Origin of the sequence: Streptomyces roseofulvus (assembly GCF_039534915.1) — a bacterium.
Taxonomy (GTDB): Bacteria; Actinomycetota; Actinomycetes; order Streptomycetales; family Streptomycetaceae; genus Streptomyces; species Streptomyces roseofulvus.
This window is the reverse complement of the sequence record NZ_BAAAWE010000001.1, coordinates 3,659,083-3,675,175: the sequence shown is the minus strand read 5'-3', so window position 1 is coordinate 3,675,175 and position 16,093 is coordinate 3,659,083. Positions and strand designations below refer to the sequence as shown.

The 16,093-nt window shown below is 68.0% G+C and carries 10 protein-coding genes and 2 rRNA genes; 9 read left to right on the top strand and 3 right to left on the bottom strand.

The features are described 5' to 3' along the window. The first annotated feature begins 24 nt into the window (after positions 1-24). Positions 25-1,878 (top strand): dihydroxy-acid dehydratase, encoded by a 1,854-nt coding sequence (ilvD, locus tag ABFY03_RS16805; protein ID WP_319008978.1) that lies wholly within the window; start codon positions 25-27, stop codon positions 1,876-1,878. Between the two features lie 99 nt (positions 1,879-1,977). On the opposite strand, the gene ABFY03_RS16800 is transcribed toward ilvD, so the two are convergent. Further along, complete coding sequence (locus ABFY03_RS16800; protein ID WP_346170249.1) at positions 1,978-4,209, bottom strand: protein kinase domain-containing protein; 2,232 nt, start codon at positions 4,207-4,209, stop codon at positions 1,978-1,980. Between the two features lie 138 nt (positions 4,210-4,347). Here ABFY03_RS16800 and ABFY03_RS16795 point away from each other — a divergent pair, with 138 nt between their 5' ends. The 5 genes from ABFY03_RS16795 to proC all read left to right on the top strand — a co-directional run bounded on the left by ABFY03_RS16795 (position 4,348) and on the right by proC (position 7,677). Continuing rightward, on the top strand, positions 4,348-4,602 hold the full coding sequence (locus ABFY03_RS16795; RefSeq protein ID WP_319008976.1) for an SH3 domain-containing protein: 255 nt from the start codon (positions 4,348-4,350) through the stop codon (positions 4,600-4,602). Positions 4,603-4,651: 49 nt separating this feature from the next. Beyond that, on the top strand, positions 4,652-5,158 hold the full coding sequence (locus ABFY03_RS16790) for a hypothetical protein (RefSeq protein WP_319008975.1): 507 nt from the start codon (positions 4,652-4,654) through the stop codon (positions 5,156-5,158). A gap of 86 nt (positions 5,159-5,244) precedes the next feature. After that, entirely contained in the window at positions 5,245-6,048 is an 804-nt protein-coding gene (locus tag ABFY03_RS16785; RefSeq protein WP_319008974.1) for an ABC transporter ATP-binding protein, read from the top strand. Continuing rightward, on the top strand, positions 6,045-6,782 hold the full coding sequence (locus ABFY03_RS16780; RefSeq protein WP_319008973.1) for an ABC transporter permease: 738 nt from the start codon (positions 6,045-6,047) through the stop codon (positions 6,780-6,782). Before ABFY03_RS16785 ends, ABFY03_RS16780 begins: the two co-directional genes overlap by 4 nt. Positions 6,783-6,867: 85 nt before the next feature. Continuing rightward, positions 6,868-7,677, top strand: a complete 810-nt coding sequence (gene proC, locus ABFY03_RS16775) for a pyrroline-5-carboxylate reductase (RefSeq protein WP_319008972.1) — start codon at positions 6,868-6,870, stop codon at positions 7,675-7,677. Positions 7,678-7,680: 3 nt separating this feature from the next. Here the strand turns inward: proC and ABFY03_RS16770 are convergent, their stop codons facing one another. Further along, entirely contained in the window at positions 7,681-8,265 is a 585-nt protein-coding gene (locus ABFY03_RS16770) for a cysteine hydrolase family protein (RefSeq protein ID WP_319008971.1), read from the bottom strand. A 75-nt stretch (positions 8,266-8,340) separates the two neighbouring features. Here ABFY03_RS16770 and ABFY03_RS16765 point away from each other — a divergent pair, with 75 nt between their 5' ends. After that, positions 8,341-9,339, top strand: coding sequence for a GlxA family transcriptional regulator (locus tag ABFY03_RS16765; RefSeq protein WP_346170248.1), 999 nt, complete (start codon positions 8,341-8,343; stop codon positions 9,337-9,339). Here ABFY03_RS16765 and trpS read toward each other — a convergent pair. Continuing rightward, entirely contained in the window at positions 9,306-10,304 is a 999-nt protein-coding gene (gene trpS / locus ABFY03_RS16760; RefSeq protein WP_319008969.1) for a tryptophan--tRNA ligase, read from the bottom strand. The two genes, ABFY03_RS16765 and trpS, sit on opposite strands and share 34 nt — an antisense overlap. A gap of 804 nt (positions 10,305-11,108) precedes the next feature. Here trpS and ABFY03_RS16755 point away from each other — a divergent pair. Both ABFY03_RS16755 and ABFY03_RS16750 read left to right on the top strand, forming a co-directional pair. Further along, positions 11,109-12,634 (top strand): 16S ribosomal RNA (locus ABFY03_RS16755). Between the two features lie 282 nt (positions 12,635-12,916). Continuing rightward, positions 12,917-16,032 (top strand): 23S ribosomal RNA (locus ABFY03_RS16750). Together the 16S and 23S rRNA genes form the textbook arrangement of a ribosomal RNA operon. Positions 16,033-16,093 lie beyond the last annotated feature (61 nt).

Sequence of the window (16,093 nt, the reverse complement as noted above, 5' to 3'; positions counted from 1 at the left end):
ACCCATCACGAGGAGCGAGCGACGATGCCCGAGCTGAGGTCCCGCACAGTCACCCACGGCCGCAACATGGCGGGCGCCCGCGCCCTTATGCGCGCCTCCGGTGTACCGGGCGCGGACATCGGGCGGAAGCCGATCATCGCCGTGGCGAACTCCTTCACCGAGTTCGTCCCCGGCCACACCCACCTCCAGCCCGTCGGCCGGATCGTCTCCGAGGCCATCACCGCCGCCGGCGGCATCGCCCGCGAGTTCAACACGATCGCCGTCGACGACGGCATCGCCATGGGCCACGGCGGCATGCTCTACAGCCTGCCCTCCCGCGACCTGATCGCGGACAGCGTCGAGTACATGGTCGAGGCCCACTGCGCCGACGCCCTGATCTGCATCTCCAACTGCGACAAGATCACCCCGGGCATGCTGATGGCCGCGCTGCGCCTGAACATCCCGACGGTCTTCGTCTCCGGCGGTCCGATGGAGTCCGGCCGCGCCACCCTCGTCGACGGCACCGTCCGCACGCTCGACCTGGTCGACGCGATCTCCGACGCCGTGAACGACAAGATCTCGGACGAGGACATCCTCCGCATCGAGGAGAACGCCTGCCCTACCTGCGGCTCGTGTTCCGGCATGTTCACCGCCAACTCGATGAACTGCCTGACCGAGGCCATCGGCCTCTCCCTCCCGGGCAACGGCTCGATGCTCGCCACCCACACCGGCCGCCGCGCCCTGTACGAGAACGCGGCCCGCACGGTCGTCGAGATCACCCACCGGTACTACGACGAGGACGACGCCTCCGTCCTGCCGCGCTCCGTCGCCACCCGCGCGGCCTTCGAGAACGCGATGGCGCTGGACATCGCCATGGGCGGCTCGACCAACACGATCCTGCACCTGCTCGCCGCCGCCCAGGAGGCCGAGCTGGACTACGGCCTGTCCGACATGGACGAGGTCTCGCGCCGCGTCCCCTGCCTGGCCAAGGTCGCCCCGAACGTCGCCCCGCGCGGCACGTACTACATGGAGGACGTGCACCGGGCCGGCGGCATCCCCGCCATCCTCGGCGAGCTCTACCGCGCCGGGCTGCTCAACGAGGACGTCCACGCGGTCCACTCCCGCTCCGTCAAGGAGTGGCTGGACACCTGGGACGTGCGCGGCGGCTCGCCCAGCGACGAGGCCGTGGAGCTGTTCCACGCCGCCCCCGGCTGCGTCCGCTCCGCGGAGGCGTTCTCCCAGTCCGAGCGCTGGGAGAGCCTCGACCTGGACGCGGCCGGCGGCTGCATCCGCGACGTCGCCCACGCCTACTCCAAGGACGGCGGCCTCGCCGTCCTGCGCGGCAACCTCGCCGTCGACGGCTGCGTCGTGAAGACGGCCGGCGTCGACGAGTCGATCTGGACCTTCGAGGGCCCGGCCGTCGTCTGCGAGTCGCAGGAGGAGGCCGTCGAGAAGATCCTCAACAAGCAGGTCACGGACGGCGACGTGGTCGTCATCCGCTACGAGGGCCCCAAGGGCGGCCCCGGCATGCAGGAGATGCTCTACCCGACCTCCTTCCTCAAGGGCCGGGGCCTGGGCAAGACCTGCGCCCTGGTGACCGACGGCCGCTTCTCCGGCGGCACCTCGGGCCTCTCCATCGGCCACGCCTCCCCGGAAGCCGCCTCCGGCGGCACCATCGCCCTCGTCGAGGACGGCGACCGGATCCGCATCGACATCCCGAACCGCGCGATCGAGCTGCTCGTCGACGACGCCACCCTCGCCGCCCGCCGCGAGGCCCTCGGCGGCGTCTACGCGCCGAAGAACCGCGAGCGCAAGGTGTCGGCCGCCCTCCGCGCGTACGCCGCGATGGCGACCAGCGCCGACAAGGGCGCCGTCCGGGACGTGACGAAGCTCGGCTGACGCCCCGCGCGCGTGGCGCCGTCGTCGTCCCCCGGCGGCTCCACGCGCGCGTACGTCCTGCCGCGGGCCCCGGAAGCGCGGGGCCTCAGAAGTGCGGCCCTACCAGGACTCCGCCACGCGCGCGTCCACCGCGAAGACCGAACCGTCCGGCGCCGTCCCGAACACCCGGTCCCCGGAGACCAGCGGGGCCGGCACCTGCGTCGCGTACCCGAGCCGCCCGTTCCGCAGCCGCGGCCGGGTCTGCCCGACGACCGCGCCGCGCGCGGTGTCCACCGCGAACAGCCGCCCGTCCGCCGCCGACAGATAGAGGCGCTCGTCGGGGCCCAGGACCGGCACGGAGACGTTCGAGGCCCCCGTCTCCAGCTCCCACAGCCGACCGCCCTTCTCCACCGCCGTGTCCAGGGCGAGCAGCCGCCCGTCCATGGAGAGCAGGTACACGACCCGGCCCCGCACGGCGATGCCGCTGAGCTGCATCCGCTCCTGGATCCCGACCCGGCGCTCCGCACCGGCGTCGGGGCCGCTGCCCGGGTCGCCGGGATCGCCCGGCGCGAGCAGCACGAGCCCGTCGACCAGGTGGCCCTGGTAGCGGGTGGCGAGGACCAGCGTCCCGTCGCCGGTCCGGCCCACCGGGGCGGCGTCCCCGGTCACCACCCGGCTCCACACGATCTCGCCGGTCTCCGGCAGCAGGGCCGCGATCCGGCTGCTCCGCCCGTCCGCCGCCGTCTCGGAGACGGTGAGCAGCCCCGTCGGCGCGTCGTAGGCGCCGAGCACCGGCGCGTCGAACCCGGCCAGCCGGTGCGCCCACCGCCGGGACCCGGTCCGCGCGTCCACCGCCCGCAGCGCGCCGCGTCCGTCGGAGAGGACCACCACCGGCCCGGCCGGCCGGTACGTCTCGGGCACGTCCGCGCGCGCGGTCCAGCCGGGCGTCCCCTCCCCGACCTCGTACGCGCGCAGCGGACCGGCCTTCGGCGCGGCGCCGACCAGCGGGTCCGGCCCGCCGGCCAGCGGCACGGGCGCGTCCGGCATCTCCGGGTCGACCGGCCCGGTCCGCTTCCACAGGACCTCGCCGGTGCGCGGGTCGAGGCGGGCGAGCGCCACGCCCCGCGCGGCGCAGTAGAGCGAGCCGGCCTCGTGGGCGCAGGCGGGCGCGGCGGAGCCGCCGTACTCCTGGAGCCGGGTGACCCAGCCGTCGAAGGAGGTCGCCACCTCGGCGGGGTGGGCGGGCCCCTCGACCGCGGGCCGGGCCGGCGGGCGCAGCGCCGCGTACGCCCCGGCCCCGGCGAGGACGAGCACGACCGCGGCGGAGACCGTGAGCCGCGGGGCGAGCCGGTGGCGCCGCCGTCGCGCGGGCGGGGCGGGCACGGCGTCCCGGGTCGTGGTGTCGCCCCGGGCGAGGTCGGCGGCCCGGGTCCCGGCGGGGCCGCCGGTGCGCCCGTCCGGCGCGAAGGGGTCGGCGGGCAGCGCGGGCCGCCGCCGCTGGGCCGGTATGAACGCCTCGGCCTCGTACGAGGGCGGCAGCAGGGCAGCCATGATCTCGGCGGGCGTCGGCCGGTCGGCCGCCTCCTTGGCGAGGCAGCGCGCGACCAGCGGCGCGAGCTCGGCGGGCACGCCGGACAGGTCCGGCTCGTCGTGGACCACCTGGTAGGCCACGATGTACGGGCTGTCCGAGTCGAAGGGGCCGTGCCCGGTCGCCGCGTGCACCAGCACCGAGCCGAGCGCGAAGACGTCGGCGGACGGCCCGACCTCGCGCGGCCGCTGGAACTGCTCGGGCGCCATGAACGGCGGCGAGCCGATCAGCTTCCCGGTCTCGGTGTGCAGGTCGCTGTCGACGGGCCGGGAGATCCCGAAGTCGATGACCTTGGGCCCGGAGTCGGTGAGGAGCACGTTGCTGGGCTTGAGGTCCCGGTGCACCACTCCGGCGCGGTGGATGTCGCGCAGCGCCTCGGCGAGCCCGGCGGTCAGCCGGCGCAGTTCGGCGGGGGAGAGCGGGCCGCGCTGGCGGACCTGGTCGGCGAGGGTCGGGCCGGGGACGTAGAGGGTGGCCATCCAGGGCCGCTCGGCGTCCGGGTCGGCGTCCACGACGGGCGCGGTGAAGGCGCCGCTGACCCGGCGGGCGGCGGCCACCTCCTGCCGGAAGCGGGCCCGGAAGTCGGGATCCTCCGCGTAGCGCGCGTGCACCACCTTCACGGCGAGCCGCAGCCCGGAGGGAGAGGAGGCCAGATGGACGACGCCCATTCCGCCCGCGCCGAGCACCGCCTGCAGCCGGTACTCCCCGGCGTACTCAGGACCCTCGGCGTTCCGTCCCGCGTCGGTACTGCTCAACGGCGGCATCTCCCACCCCCGTGTGGTTCCGCGTCCGTCCACGCGCGCGTGCGCGACGCGAGGAGCCTAGTCGATGGCCCTCGCGATGTCGGAGGAGCTTGCTAGCCTGCGCGCGTCGCACAGAGTGAAGCCAGGGGGAGAACAGTCATGACGGTGAAGTACTACCCGGTCGCGCCGGGCTACCGGGTCAACGTCCGCTCCGGTCCGAGCACCCAGTACCCGGTGGTCCGGGTGCTCGCCGAGGGCGTGACCGTCCCGATCTACTGCCAGAAGCCCGGCGAGTGGGTCTCCGGCCCGTACGGCACCACCCGCATCTGGGACAGCATCGCCCCGGGGCAGTACGTCTCCGACGCCTACGTGAAGACCGGCAGCGACGACTACGTCGCGCCGCGCTGCGCCTGAGGACCTTCGCCTCGGCCGCTTCGGCGCCCCACCGGGGATAATCGACCTCGTGAGCGAGGACAAGCAGACCCCCGGAACCGGCACGAGCGGACCCCAGCCCGAGGAGATCCGTTTCTTCGGGACGACCTGGGTCGACCACAGCGCCCACTACGGCCTGCGGCGCGCCGGCCTCGCGGTCGGCGCGCTCGCCGCGGCCGCCGCGGGCGCCTTCGTCCTCCGCTTCGCCTACCAGGGGCTCCAGGTCGCGGACGTCGGCGGGCTGGTGAACACGCTGGTCATCCTGATGTTCGCGATCTGCTCGGCGATCGCCTTCGCCAAGACCTGGGAGGGCTTCGGCCGGCGCCCCGCCGACCAGGCCCGCGAGGACTCCCTCAAGAGCCTCAAGGCCATCGGCTTCATCGGCGTGCTCCTCGCCTACGCCCTCCGCTGTCTCCTGGAGGCCCCCGGCGAGAAGCTCCGCCGCGCCGAGTACGAGACGGCCCGCGCCCGCCACGAGAAGCGGCGGGGCGCCCGCACCGGCAACCCGGCCGCCCGCAAGAAGCCCAAGCGCCCCTGAGGAACGGCCCGGCGCGTCCGGACCCGGCCCGTCCGAGCCCCCGCGATCCTTGACGCGGGGGCTTCTCCGTCCCCACTATTCATCACATGATGAATTACAGCGCGGGGGAGCCCGAACCCCCCGACCGGAAACCCGCGATCACCGCCCGGGACCTCACCGCCGTACGCGGCGACCGCACCGTCCTGCGCGGCCTCGGCTTCACCGTCCCCGCCGGCCGCGTCACCGGCCTCCTCGGCCCCTCCGGCTGCGGCAAGACCACCCTCATGCGCGCGATCGTCGGCACCCAGGCCAAGGTCACCGGCACCCTCACCGTCCTCGGCAGCCCCGCGGGACACCCCGGCCTCCGCCCCCGCATCGGCTACGTCACCCAGGCCCCCTCCGTCTACGACGACCTCACCGTCCGGCAGAACCTCGACTACTTCGCCTCCGTCCTCCTCCCCGGCCGCGCCCACCGCCCCGCCCGCCGCGCCGCCGTCGACCACGCCCTCGCCGACGTCGACCTCCCCGACCACGCCGACGCCCTCGCCGGACGCCTCTCCGGCGGCCAGCGCAGCCGCGTCTCCCTCGCCGTCGCCCTCCTCGGCACCCCCGACCTGCTCGTCCTCGACGAACCCACCGTCGGCCTCGACCCCGTCCTCCGCCGCGACCTGTGGGACCTCTTCCACCGCCTCGCCGCCGACCGGGGCACCACCCTCCTCGTCTCCTCCCACGTCATGGACGAGGCCGAGCGCTGCCACCGACTCCTCCTCATGCGCGAGGGCGAGATCCTCGCCGAAGGCACCCCCGACACCCTCCGCGAGCAGAGCGGCACCACCACCGTCGAAGAGGCCTTCCTCCACCTGGTCGACGCCGCCGCGGCCCGCGCCGCCCACCAGGAGACCCGCCCATGACGACCTCCCGCACCCTCGCCACCGCCGCCCGCGTCCTGCGCCAGCTCCGCCACGACCCCCGCTCGATCGCCCTGATGCTGCTGGTGCCCTGCGTGATGCTCTTCCTGCTCCGCTACGTCTTCGACGGCAGCCCGCAGACCTTCGACAGCATCGGCGCCTCGCTCCTCGGCATCTTCCCGCTCATCACCATGTTCCTGGTGACCTCCATCGCCACCCTGCGCGAACGCACCTCCGGCACCCTGGAACGCCTCCTCGCCATGCCCCTCGGCAAGGCCGACCTCATCGCCGGCTACGCCCTCGCCTTCGGCCTCGTCGCCGTCCTCCAGTCCGTCCTCGCCACCGGCCTCGCCGTCTGGTTCCTCGGCCTCGACGTCGTCGGCTCTCCCTGGCTCCTCCTCCTGGTCGCCCTCCTCGACGCCCTCCTCGGCACCGCCCTCGGCCTCTTCGTCTCCGCCTTCGCCGCCTCCGAGTTCCAGGCCGTCCAGTTCATGCCGGCCGTGATCTTTCCCCAGCTCCTCCTCTGCGGCCTCTTCACCCCGCGGGACAAGATGGCCCCCGCCCTCGAAGCCATCTCCGACGTCCTGCCCATGTCGTACGCCGTCGACGGCATGAACGAGGTCCTCCACCATCCCGACGTCACGTCCGCCTTCGTCCGCGACGCCCTCGTCGTCGCGGGCTGCGCCGTCCTCGTCCTCGCCCTCGGCGCCGCCACCCTCCGCCGCCGCACCGCCTGACCGCCCCTCGGACACCCCGCGCACCGGCCGCCCCGCCGGTGCGAGGATGACGACACGTACCCCCTCCGGCGAGGTGAACAGAGCCATGACCCAGACCGTCGCAGTCCTCGGCACCGGCAAGATCGGTGAAGCCCTCCTCAGCGGCATGATCCGAGCCGGCTGGCACCCCGCGCACCTCCTCGTCACCACCCGCCGCAGCGAGCGCGCCCAGGAACTCCGCGACCGCTACGGCGTCGAGACCGTCACCAACGCCGAGGCCGCCAAGCGCGCCGACACCCTCATCCTCGCCGTCAAGCCCCAGGACATGGGCCGCCTCCTCGACGAACTCGGCCCCCACGTCGCCACCGACCGCCTCGTCATCAGCGCCGCCGCCGGCATCCCCACCTCCTTCATCGAGGAACGCCTCAGCCCCGGCACCCCCGTCGTCCGCGTCATGCCCAACACCCCCGTCCTCGTCGACGAGGGCATGTCCGTGATCTCCGGCGGCAGCCACGCCACCCCCGAGCACCTCGCCCACACCGAGGAGATCTTCGGCGGCGTCGGCAAGACCCTCCGCGTCCCCGAGTCCCAGCAGGACGCCGCCACCGCCCTCTCCGGCTCCGGCCCGGCCTACTTCTACTTCCTCGTCGAGGCCATGACCGACGCCGGCATCCTCCTCGGCCTGCCCCGCGCCCAGGCCCACGACCTGATCGTCCAGGCCGCCATCGGCGCCGCCGTCATGCTCCGCGACAGCGGGGAACACCCCGTGAAGCTCCGCGAAGCCGTCACCTCCCCCGCCGGCACCACCATCAGCGCCATCCGCGAACTGGAGAACCACGGCGTCCGCGCCGCCCTGATCGCCGCCCTGGAAGCCGCCCGCGACCGCAGCCGCGAGCTCGCCTCCGGCAACGGCTGACCCCTACGCGGCCGTCCCCTTCAGGACGTCCTCCGTCGTCACGACCCGGGCGAACTTCCCGCCGTGCAGCGACACCGCCGTCGCCCGGGTCAGCTCCTCCGCCGTCCGCGTCCAGCCGAACGGCCCCGCCAGGTCGAAGGTGTGCATCGCGTCCAGCGGGAACACCACGTCGTACCCGAGGTTCCCGCCCATCCGGGCCGTCGTCTCGTTGCACATGTTCGTCTGGATCCCGACGATCACGACCTGCCCGATCCCCGCCCCCCTCAGCCACGCGTCCAGGTCCGGCTCCCCGTAGAAGGCGGAGTTCACCGTCTTCGTCACCAGCACCTCGGGCCCCGCGCCCCGGCCCCGCCGCTCCTCGACGAAGTCCTTGAACGCGTTCCCTTCCGTGCCCGGCATGAGCGGCGAACCCTCCCGCGGCGAGTCGTGCCGCACGAAGACCACCGGCCGACCCGTCTCCTGCCACCGGTCGATCAGGGCGGCCATGTTCTTCTCCGCCTCCGGGTTGTCCCGACGACCCCAGAACTCGTACTCGAAGCCCTTTTGGACGTCGATGACGATCAGCGCTGCGTTCTCCTCGATCTCCATGACCACGATCCTCCCGCCGCCCCGGCACACCTCCCAGAGGCGCGGAAGCCGACGATCGATGGTTTACTGCCAACCATGGCGGCCCCCCAGCGCATCGCTCTCCTCTCCTTCCCCGGCATCCGCGCCTTCGACGTCTCCGTCGTCACCGAGGTCTGGGGCACCGACCGCACCACCCGCGGCGTCCCCGCCTTCGACCTCCGCCGCACCGCCGCCGACCCGACTACCCCCATCCCGATCCGCGGCGGCCTGAGCCTCACCCCCGACCGTCCCCTCGACTGGCTCGACACCCTCACCCCCACCGACCTCGTCCTCGTCCCCGGCATCGAGGACCCCGACGCCGACGTCCCCGCTCCCGTCCTCGACGCCCTCCGCAGCGCCCACGACCACGGCGTCCCCGTCGCCTCCCTCTGCGCCGGCGCCTTCGTCCTCGCCCGCGCCGGCCTGCTCGACGGCCGCCGCGCGGTCACCCACTGGCGCCTCGCCGACACCCTGGCCGCCCGCCACCCCCGGATCCGCGTCGAACCGGAGGCGCTCTACATCGAGGACACCGGCATCTGGACCTCGGCCGGCACCGCGGCCGGCATCGACCTCTGTCTCCACCTCGTCCGTACGGCCCACGGCGCCGAGGTCGCCGCCACCGTCGCCCGCTCGATGGTCACCGCCCCCTTCCGCACCGGCACCCAGGCCCAGTTCATCGAGCGCCCCACCCCACGGGCCGACCGCGACGAGGACGCGCTCGCCGCCGTCCGCGCCCACGCGCTCGCCCATCTCGACCAGCCCCACACCGTCGCGAGCCTCGCGGCCCACGCCGGCATGTCCCCCCGCTCCTTCGCCCGCCACTTCCAGGCCACCACGGGCACGACCCCGCTCCACTGGCTCATCGCCCAGCGCGTCGCCGCCGCCCAGAAACTCCTCGAACTCACCGACCATCCCCTCCCCGAAGTGGCCCGCCGCGCGGGCTTCGGCAGCGAGGTCACGATGCGCCAGCACTTCGCCTCGCACCTCGCCACCAGCCCGCGCGACTACCGCGGCGCCTTCCGTCACACGGCCGGCAACAGTCCGATCGCCCGGTAGGCCCGGTCGACCAGCGGCCGCGCCATCCCCCGGGCCCGCTCGGCCCCGTCCCGCAGCACCCGGTCCACGTACCCCGGATCCGCCGCGAGCTCGGCATGCCGCTCCCGCACCGGCCGCAGCAGCTCGACGACCGCGTCCGCCGTGTCCTTCTTCAATGCTCCGTACGACTCGTATACACCGGCCAGCTCCTCCGGGTTCCCACCCGTCGCCGCCGCCATCAGATCGAGCAGATTTGCGAGACCCGGCTTGACGTCCCGGTCGTAGACGACCTCCCGCCCGCTGTCCGTCACGGCCCGCATGACCTTCCGCCGCACGGTGTCCGCGTCGTCGAGGAGATAGACGATCCCGGCCCCGTTCTCGTGCGACTTCCCCATCTTCGAACCGGGGTCCTGGAGGTCCATCACCCGAGCCGCCACCGCCGGCCGCGTCGCCCTCGGCACGGTGAAGGTGTGTCCGTACCGCTGGTTGAACCGCACCGCCAGGTCCCGGGTCAGCTCCACGTGCTGCGTCTGGTCCTCACCCACCGGCACCTCGTCCGCCCCGTAGGCCAGGATGTCCGCGGCCATCAGCACGGGATAGGTGAGCAGCGACAGCCGCACGCCCTGCCCGGCGTCCCGCGCCCGGACGCTCTTCTCCTTGTACTGGATCATCCGCCGCAGCTCGCCGTCGGTGGCCGTGCACTCCAGCAGGTACGACAGCCGGGTGTGCTCGTCCACGTGACTCTGCACGAACAGCGTGCAGACCTCCGGATCGAGCCCCGACGCCAGCAGCAGCGTCGCCGCCTGCCGACTGAGCCTGCGCACCCGCGCCGGATCGTGCTCCACGGTCAGCGCGTGCAGATCCACCACGCTGAACAGCGCCTCGCCCCGGTGCTGGTCCACCTCGGCCCACCGCCGTACGGCTCCCAGGTAGTTGCCCAGCGTCAGATGCCCGGTCGGCTTGACCCCGCTGAAGATCCTCGTCATCGCGTTCCGCTCCTTCTCCGTCCCGAGCCGGCCCGACGGCCCGGCTCCCGGAGGGGGATACGCGAACGGCCGCCGGATCGGCGGCCGTGTGCATGCGTCAGTACGGGCCGCCGTCAGGCGGCCCACCACTGGGTGGTGTGCGCACGCGTAGTCATACGGAGAGAGTACGCCCGAGGACGGGGGTTGACACGGGATTACCGCATCCGTAGTGTTCTCCGAGTTGTCCGACGTGAGCACCGGCCCCGGTCGGCCCCGGACAGCCATTCCGCAAGAACCACTGAGCCTGACGGCCGCGATTCGTCGTGCCGTTCTGCTTTCCGTGCGTTTTTGCGAAATGAGGAATCCACGTTCGAAGTCTGGACGCCGGCCCCGATTCGCTTCGGAGCCCGGGAATCCGCTAAAGTCTCACTCGTCGGAACGGCCCAACAGCCCGGAAGACAAACCCCGCTGACTGGGAATCAGACGCCGAAAGGATCTGATAGAGTCGGAAAGCGCCGGAAGGCCCCGAGGAATTGAAACTCAGGACCGGAAAGCACCGAGGAAATCGGGTCAGAAAGATCTGATAGAGTCGGAAACGAAGGAAGCGCCCGGAGGGCCTGGAAACAGGAACGAAGGAAGCGTCCGCACCTTGAGAACTCAACAGCGTGCCAAAAATCAACGCCAGATTAGTTGATACCCCGTCCATCTTCGGATGGTCGAGGTTCCTTTGAAACAAAACACAGCGAGGACGCTGTGGACGGTCGGTCACATTCCGACCTGACCGTCCCGCTCAACGCGAGTGTTGAACCCGATTACGGGTACACATTCACGGAGAGTTTGATCCTGGCTCAGGACGAACGCTGGCGGCGTGCTTAACACATGCAAGTCGAACGATGAAGCCCTTCGGGGTGGATTAGTGGCGAACGGGTGAGTAACACGTGGGCAATCTGCCCTTCACTCTGGGACAAGCCCTGGAAACGGGGTCTAATACCGGATATGAGACGGGGAGGCATCTCCTCGTCTGGAAAGCTCCGGCGGTGAAGGATGAGCCCGCGGCCTATCAGCTTGTTGGTGGGGTAATGGCCTACCAAGGCGACGACGGGTAGCCGGCCTGAGAGGGCGACCGGCCACACTGGGACTGAGACACGGCCCAGACTCCTACGGGAGGCAGCAGTGGGGAATATTGCACAATGGGCGAAAGCCTGATGCAGCGACGCCGCGTGAGGGATGACGGCCTTCGGGTTGTAAACCTCTTTCAGCAGGGAAGAAGCGAAAGTGACGGTACCTGCAGAAGAAGCGCCGGCTAACTACGTGCCAGCAGCCGCGGTAATACGTAGGGCGCAAGCGTTGTCCGGAATTATTGGGCGTAAAGAGCTCGTAGGCGGCTTGTCACGTCGGGTGTGAAAGCCCGGGGCTTAACCCCGGGTCTGCATCCGATACGGGCAGGCTAGAGTGTGGTAGGGGAGATCGGAATTCCTGGTGTAGCGGTGAAATGCGCAGATATCAGGAGGAACACCGGTGGCGAAGGCGGATCTCTGGGCCATTACTGACGCTGAGGAGCGAAAGCGTGGGGAGCGAACAGGATTAGATACCCTGGTAGTCCACGCCGTAAACGTTGGGAACTAGGTGTTGGCGACATTCCACGTCGTCGGTGCCGCAGCTAACGCATTAAGTTCCCCGCCTGGGGAGTACGGCCGCAAGGCTAAAACTCAAAGGAATTGACGGGGGCCCGCACAAGCAGCGGAGCATGTGGCTTAATTCGACGCAACGCGAAGAACCTTACCAAGGCTTGACATATACCGGAAACATCCAGAGATGGGTGCCCCCTTGTGGTCGGTATACAGGTGGTGCATGGCTGTCGTCAGCTCGTGTCGTGAGATGTTGGGTTAAGTCCCGCAACGAGCGCAACCCTTGTCCTGTGTTGCCAGCATGCCCTTCGGGGTGATGGGGACTCACAGGAGACCGCCGGGGTCAACTCGGAGGAAGGTGGGGACGACGTCAAGTCATCATGCCCCTTATGTCTTGGGCTGCACACGTGCTACAATGGCCGGTACAAAGAGCTGCGATGCCGTGAGGCGGAGCGAATCTCAAAAAGCCGGTCTCAGTTCGGATTGGGGTCTGCAACTCGACCCCATGAAGTCGGAGTTGCTAGTAATCGCAGATCAGCATTGCTGCGGTGAATACGTTCCCGGGCCTTGTACACACCGCCCGTCACGTCACGAAAGTCGGTAACACCCGAAGCCGGTGGCCCAACCCCTTGTGGGAGGGAGCTGTCGAAGGTGGGACCAGCGATTGGGACGAAGTCGTAACAAGGTAGCCGTACCGGAAGGTGCGGCTGGATCACCTCCTTTCTAAGGAGCACAGTACCGATTGCAGGCAAACGTTCTGCACGGTCAGCTCATGGGTGGAACGTTGATTATTGGATGCGAGTGACCTGAAGGTCTCCAAGTACTGCTTCGGCGTGGAACGGATGACACGGACGGTGCTCGCATCTGGCACGTTGTTGGGTATCTGAGGGTACGGCCGCAAGGTTGTATCTTCGCGATGCCGGCCCCAGTAAAGCTCTGCTTCGGCAGGGTGTGATGGGTGGCTGGTCGTTGCTTGAGAACTACACAGTGGACGCGAGCATCTGTGGCCAAGTTTTTAAGGGCGCACGGTGGATGCCTTGGCACCAGGAACCGATGAAGGACGTGGGAGGCCGCGATAGTCCCCGGGGAGTCGTCAACCAGGCTTTGATCCGGGGGTTTCCGAATGGGGAAACCCGGCAGTCGTCATGGGCTGTCACCCACTGCTGAACACATAGGCAGTGTGGAGGGAACGAGGGGAAGTGAAACATCTCAGTACCCTCAGGAAGAGAAAACAACCGTGATTCCGGGAGTAGTGGCGAGCGAAACCGGATGAGGCCAAACCGTATGCGTGTGATACCCGGCAGGGGTTGCGCATGCGGGGTTGTGGGATCTCTCTTCTGTCGTCTGCCGGCGACAGGACGAGTCAGAAACCGTTGATGTAGTCGAAGGACATGCGAAAGGTCCGGCGTAGAGGGTAAGACCCCCGTAGACGAAACGTCAGCGGCTCGTTTGAGAGACACCCAAGTAGCACGGGGCCCGAGAAATCCCGTGTGAATCTGGCGGGACCACCCGCTAAGCCTAAATATTACCTGGTGACCGATAGCGGATAGTACCGTGAGGGAATGGTGAAAAGTACCGCGGGAGCGGAGTGAAATAGTACCTGAAACCGTGTGCCTACAAGCCGTGGGAGCGTCGGGATCTTCGGATCCTCGTGACTGCGTGCCTTTTGAAGAATGAGCCTGCGAGTTTGCGGTGTGTTGCGAGGTTAACCCGTGTGGGGAAGCCGTAGCGAAAGCGAGTCCGAATAGGGCGTTTCAGTAGCACGCTCAAGACCCGAAGCGGAGTGATCTAGCCATGGGCAGGTTGAAGCGGAGGTAAGACTTCGTGGAGGACCGAACCCACCAGGGTTGAAAACCTGGGGGATGACCTGTGGTTAGGGGTGAAAGGCCAATCAAACTCCGTGATAGCTGGTTCTCCCCGAAATGCATTTAGGTGCAGCGTCGTGTGTTTCTTGCCGGAGGTAGAGCACTGGATAGGCGATGGGCCCTACCGGGTTACTGACCTTAGCCAAACTCCGAATGCCGGTAAGTGAGAGCACGGCAGTGAGACTGTGGGGGATAAGCTCCATGGTCGAGAGGGAAACAGCCCAGAGCATCGACTAAGGCCCCTAAGCGTACGCTAAGTGGGAAAGGATGTGGAGTCGCAGAGACAACCAGGAGGTTGGCTTAGAAGCAGCCACCCTTGAAAGAGTGCGTAATAGCTCACTGGTCAAGTGATTCCGCGCCGACAATGTAGCGGGGCTCAAGCGTACCGCCGAAGTCGTGTCATTGCAGTACATACCCCCAACGGGGACTGTGATGGGTAGGGGAGCGTCGTGTGCCGGGTGAAGCAGCCGCGGAAGCGAGTTGTGGACGGTTCACGAGTGAGAATGCAGGCATGAGTAGCGATACACACGTGAGAAACGTGTGCGCCGATTGACTAAGGGTTCCTGGGTCAAGCTGATCTGCCCAGGGTAAGTCGGGACCTAAGGCGAGGCCGACAGGCGTAGTCGATGGACAACCGGTTGATATTCCGGTACCCGCTTTGAAACGCCCAATATCGAGCCCATTAATGCTAAGCCCGTGAAGCCGTTCCGGACCCTTCGGGGAAAGGAAAGTGGTGGAGCCGGCGAACCAAGGTGGTAGTAGGTAAGCGATGGGGTGACGCAGGAAGGTAGTCCAGCCCGGGCGGTGGTTGTCCCGGGGTAAGGGTGTAGGGCGTGTGATAGGCAAATCCGTCACACATTAAGCCTGAGACCTGATGCCGAGCCGATTGTGGTGAAGTGGATGATCCTATGCTGTCGAGAAAAGCCTCTAGCGAGTTTCATGGCGGCCCGTACCCTAAACCGACTCAGGTGGTCAGGTAGAGAATACCGAGGCGTTCGGGTGAACTATGGTTAAGGAACTCGGCAAAATGCCCCCGTAACTTCGGGAGAAGGGGGGCCACGCCTGGTGATGAGTCTTGCACTCTGAGCTGGGGGTGGCCGCAGAGACCAGCGAGAAGCGACTGTTTACTAAAAACACAGGTCCGTGCGAAGCCGTAAGGCGATGTATACGGACTGACGCCTGCCCGGTGCTGGAACGTTAAGGGGACCGGTTAGTGACCTTTCGGGGTTGCGAAGCTGAGAACTTAAGCGCCAGTAAACGGCGGTGGTAACTATAACCATCCTAAGGTAGCGAAATTCCTTGTCGGGTAAGTTCCGACCTGCACGAATGGCGTAACGACTTCTCGACTGTCTCAACCATAGGCCCGGTGAAATTGCACTACGAGTAAAGATGCTCGTTTCGCGCAGCAGGACGGAAAGACCCCGGGACCTTTACTACAGTTTGATATTGGTGTTCGGTTCGGCTTGTGTAGGATAGGTGGGAGACTTTGAAGCAGCCACGCCAGTGGTTGTGGAGTCGCCGTTGAAATACCACTCTGGTCGTGCTGGATGTCTAACCTGGGTCCGTGATCCGGATCAGGGACAGTGTCTGATGGGTAGTTTAACTGGGGCGGTTGCCTCCCAAAGGGTAACGGAGGCGCCCAAAGGTTCCCTCAGCCTGGTTGGCAATCAGGTGTTGAGTGTAAGTGCACAAGGGAGCTTGACTGTGAGACCGACGGGTCGAGCAGGGACGAAAGTCGGGACTAGTGATCCGGCGGTGGCTTGTGGAAGCGCCGTCGCTCAACGGATAAAAGGTACCCCGGGGATAACAGGCTGATCTTCCCCAAGAGTCCATATCGACGGGATGGTTTGGCACCTCGATGTCGGCTCGTCGCATCCTGGGGCTGGAGTCGGTCCCAAGGGTTGGGCTGTTCGCCCATTAAAGCGGTACGCGAGCTGGGTTTAGAACGTCGTGAGACAGTTCGGTCCCTATCCGCTGTGCGCGTAGGAATATTGAGAAGGGCTGTCCCTAGTACGAGAGGACCGGGACGGACGAACCTCTGGTGTGCCAGTTGTCCTGCCAAGGGCATGGCTGGTTGGCTACGTTCGGGAGGGATAACCGCTGAAAGCATCTAAGCGGGAAGCCTGCTTCGAGATGAGTATTCCCACCTCCTTGAGAGGGTAAGGCTCCCAGTAGACGACTGGGTTGATAGGCCGGATGTGGAAGCCCAGTAATGGGTGGAGCTGACCGGTACTAATAGGCCGAGGGCTTGTCCTCAGTTGCTCGCGTCCACTGTGTTAGTTCTGAAGTAACGAACTCCCATGTTCCGGTTGAGTTC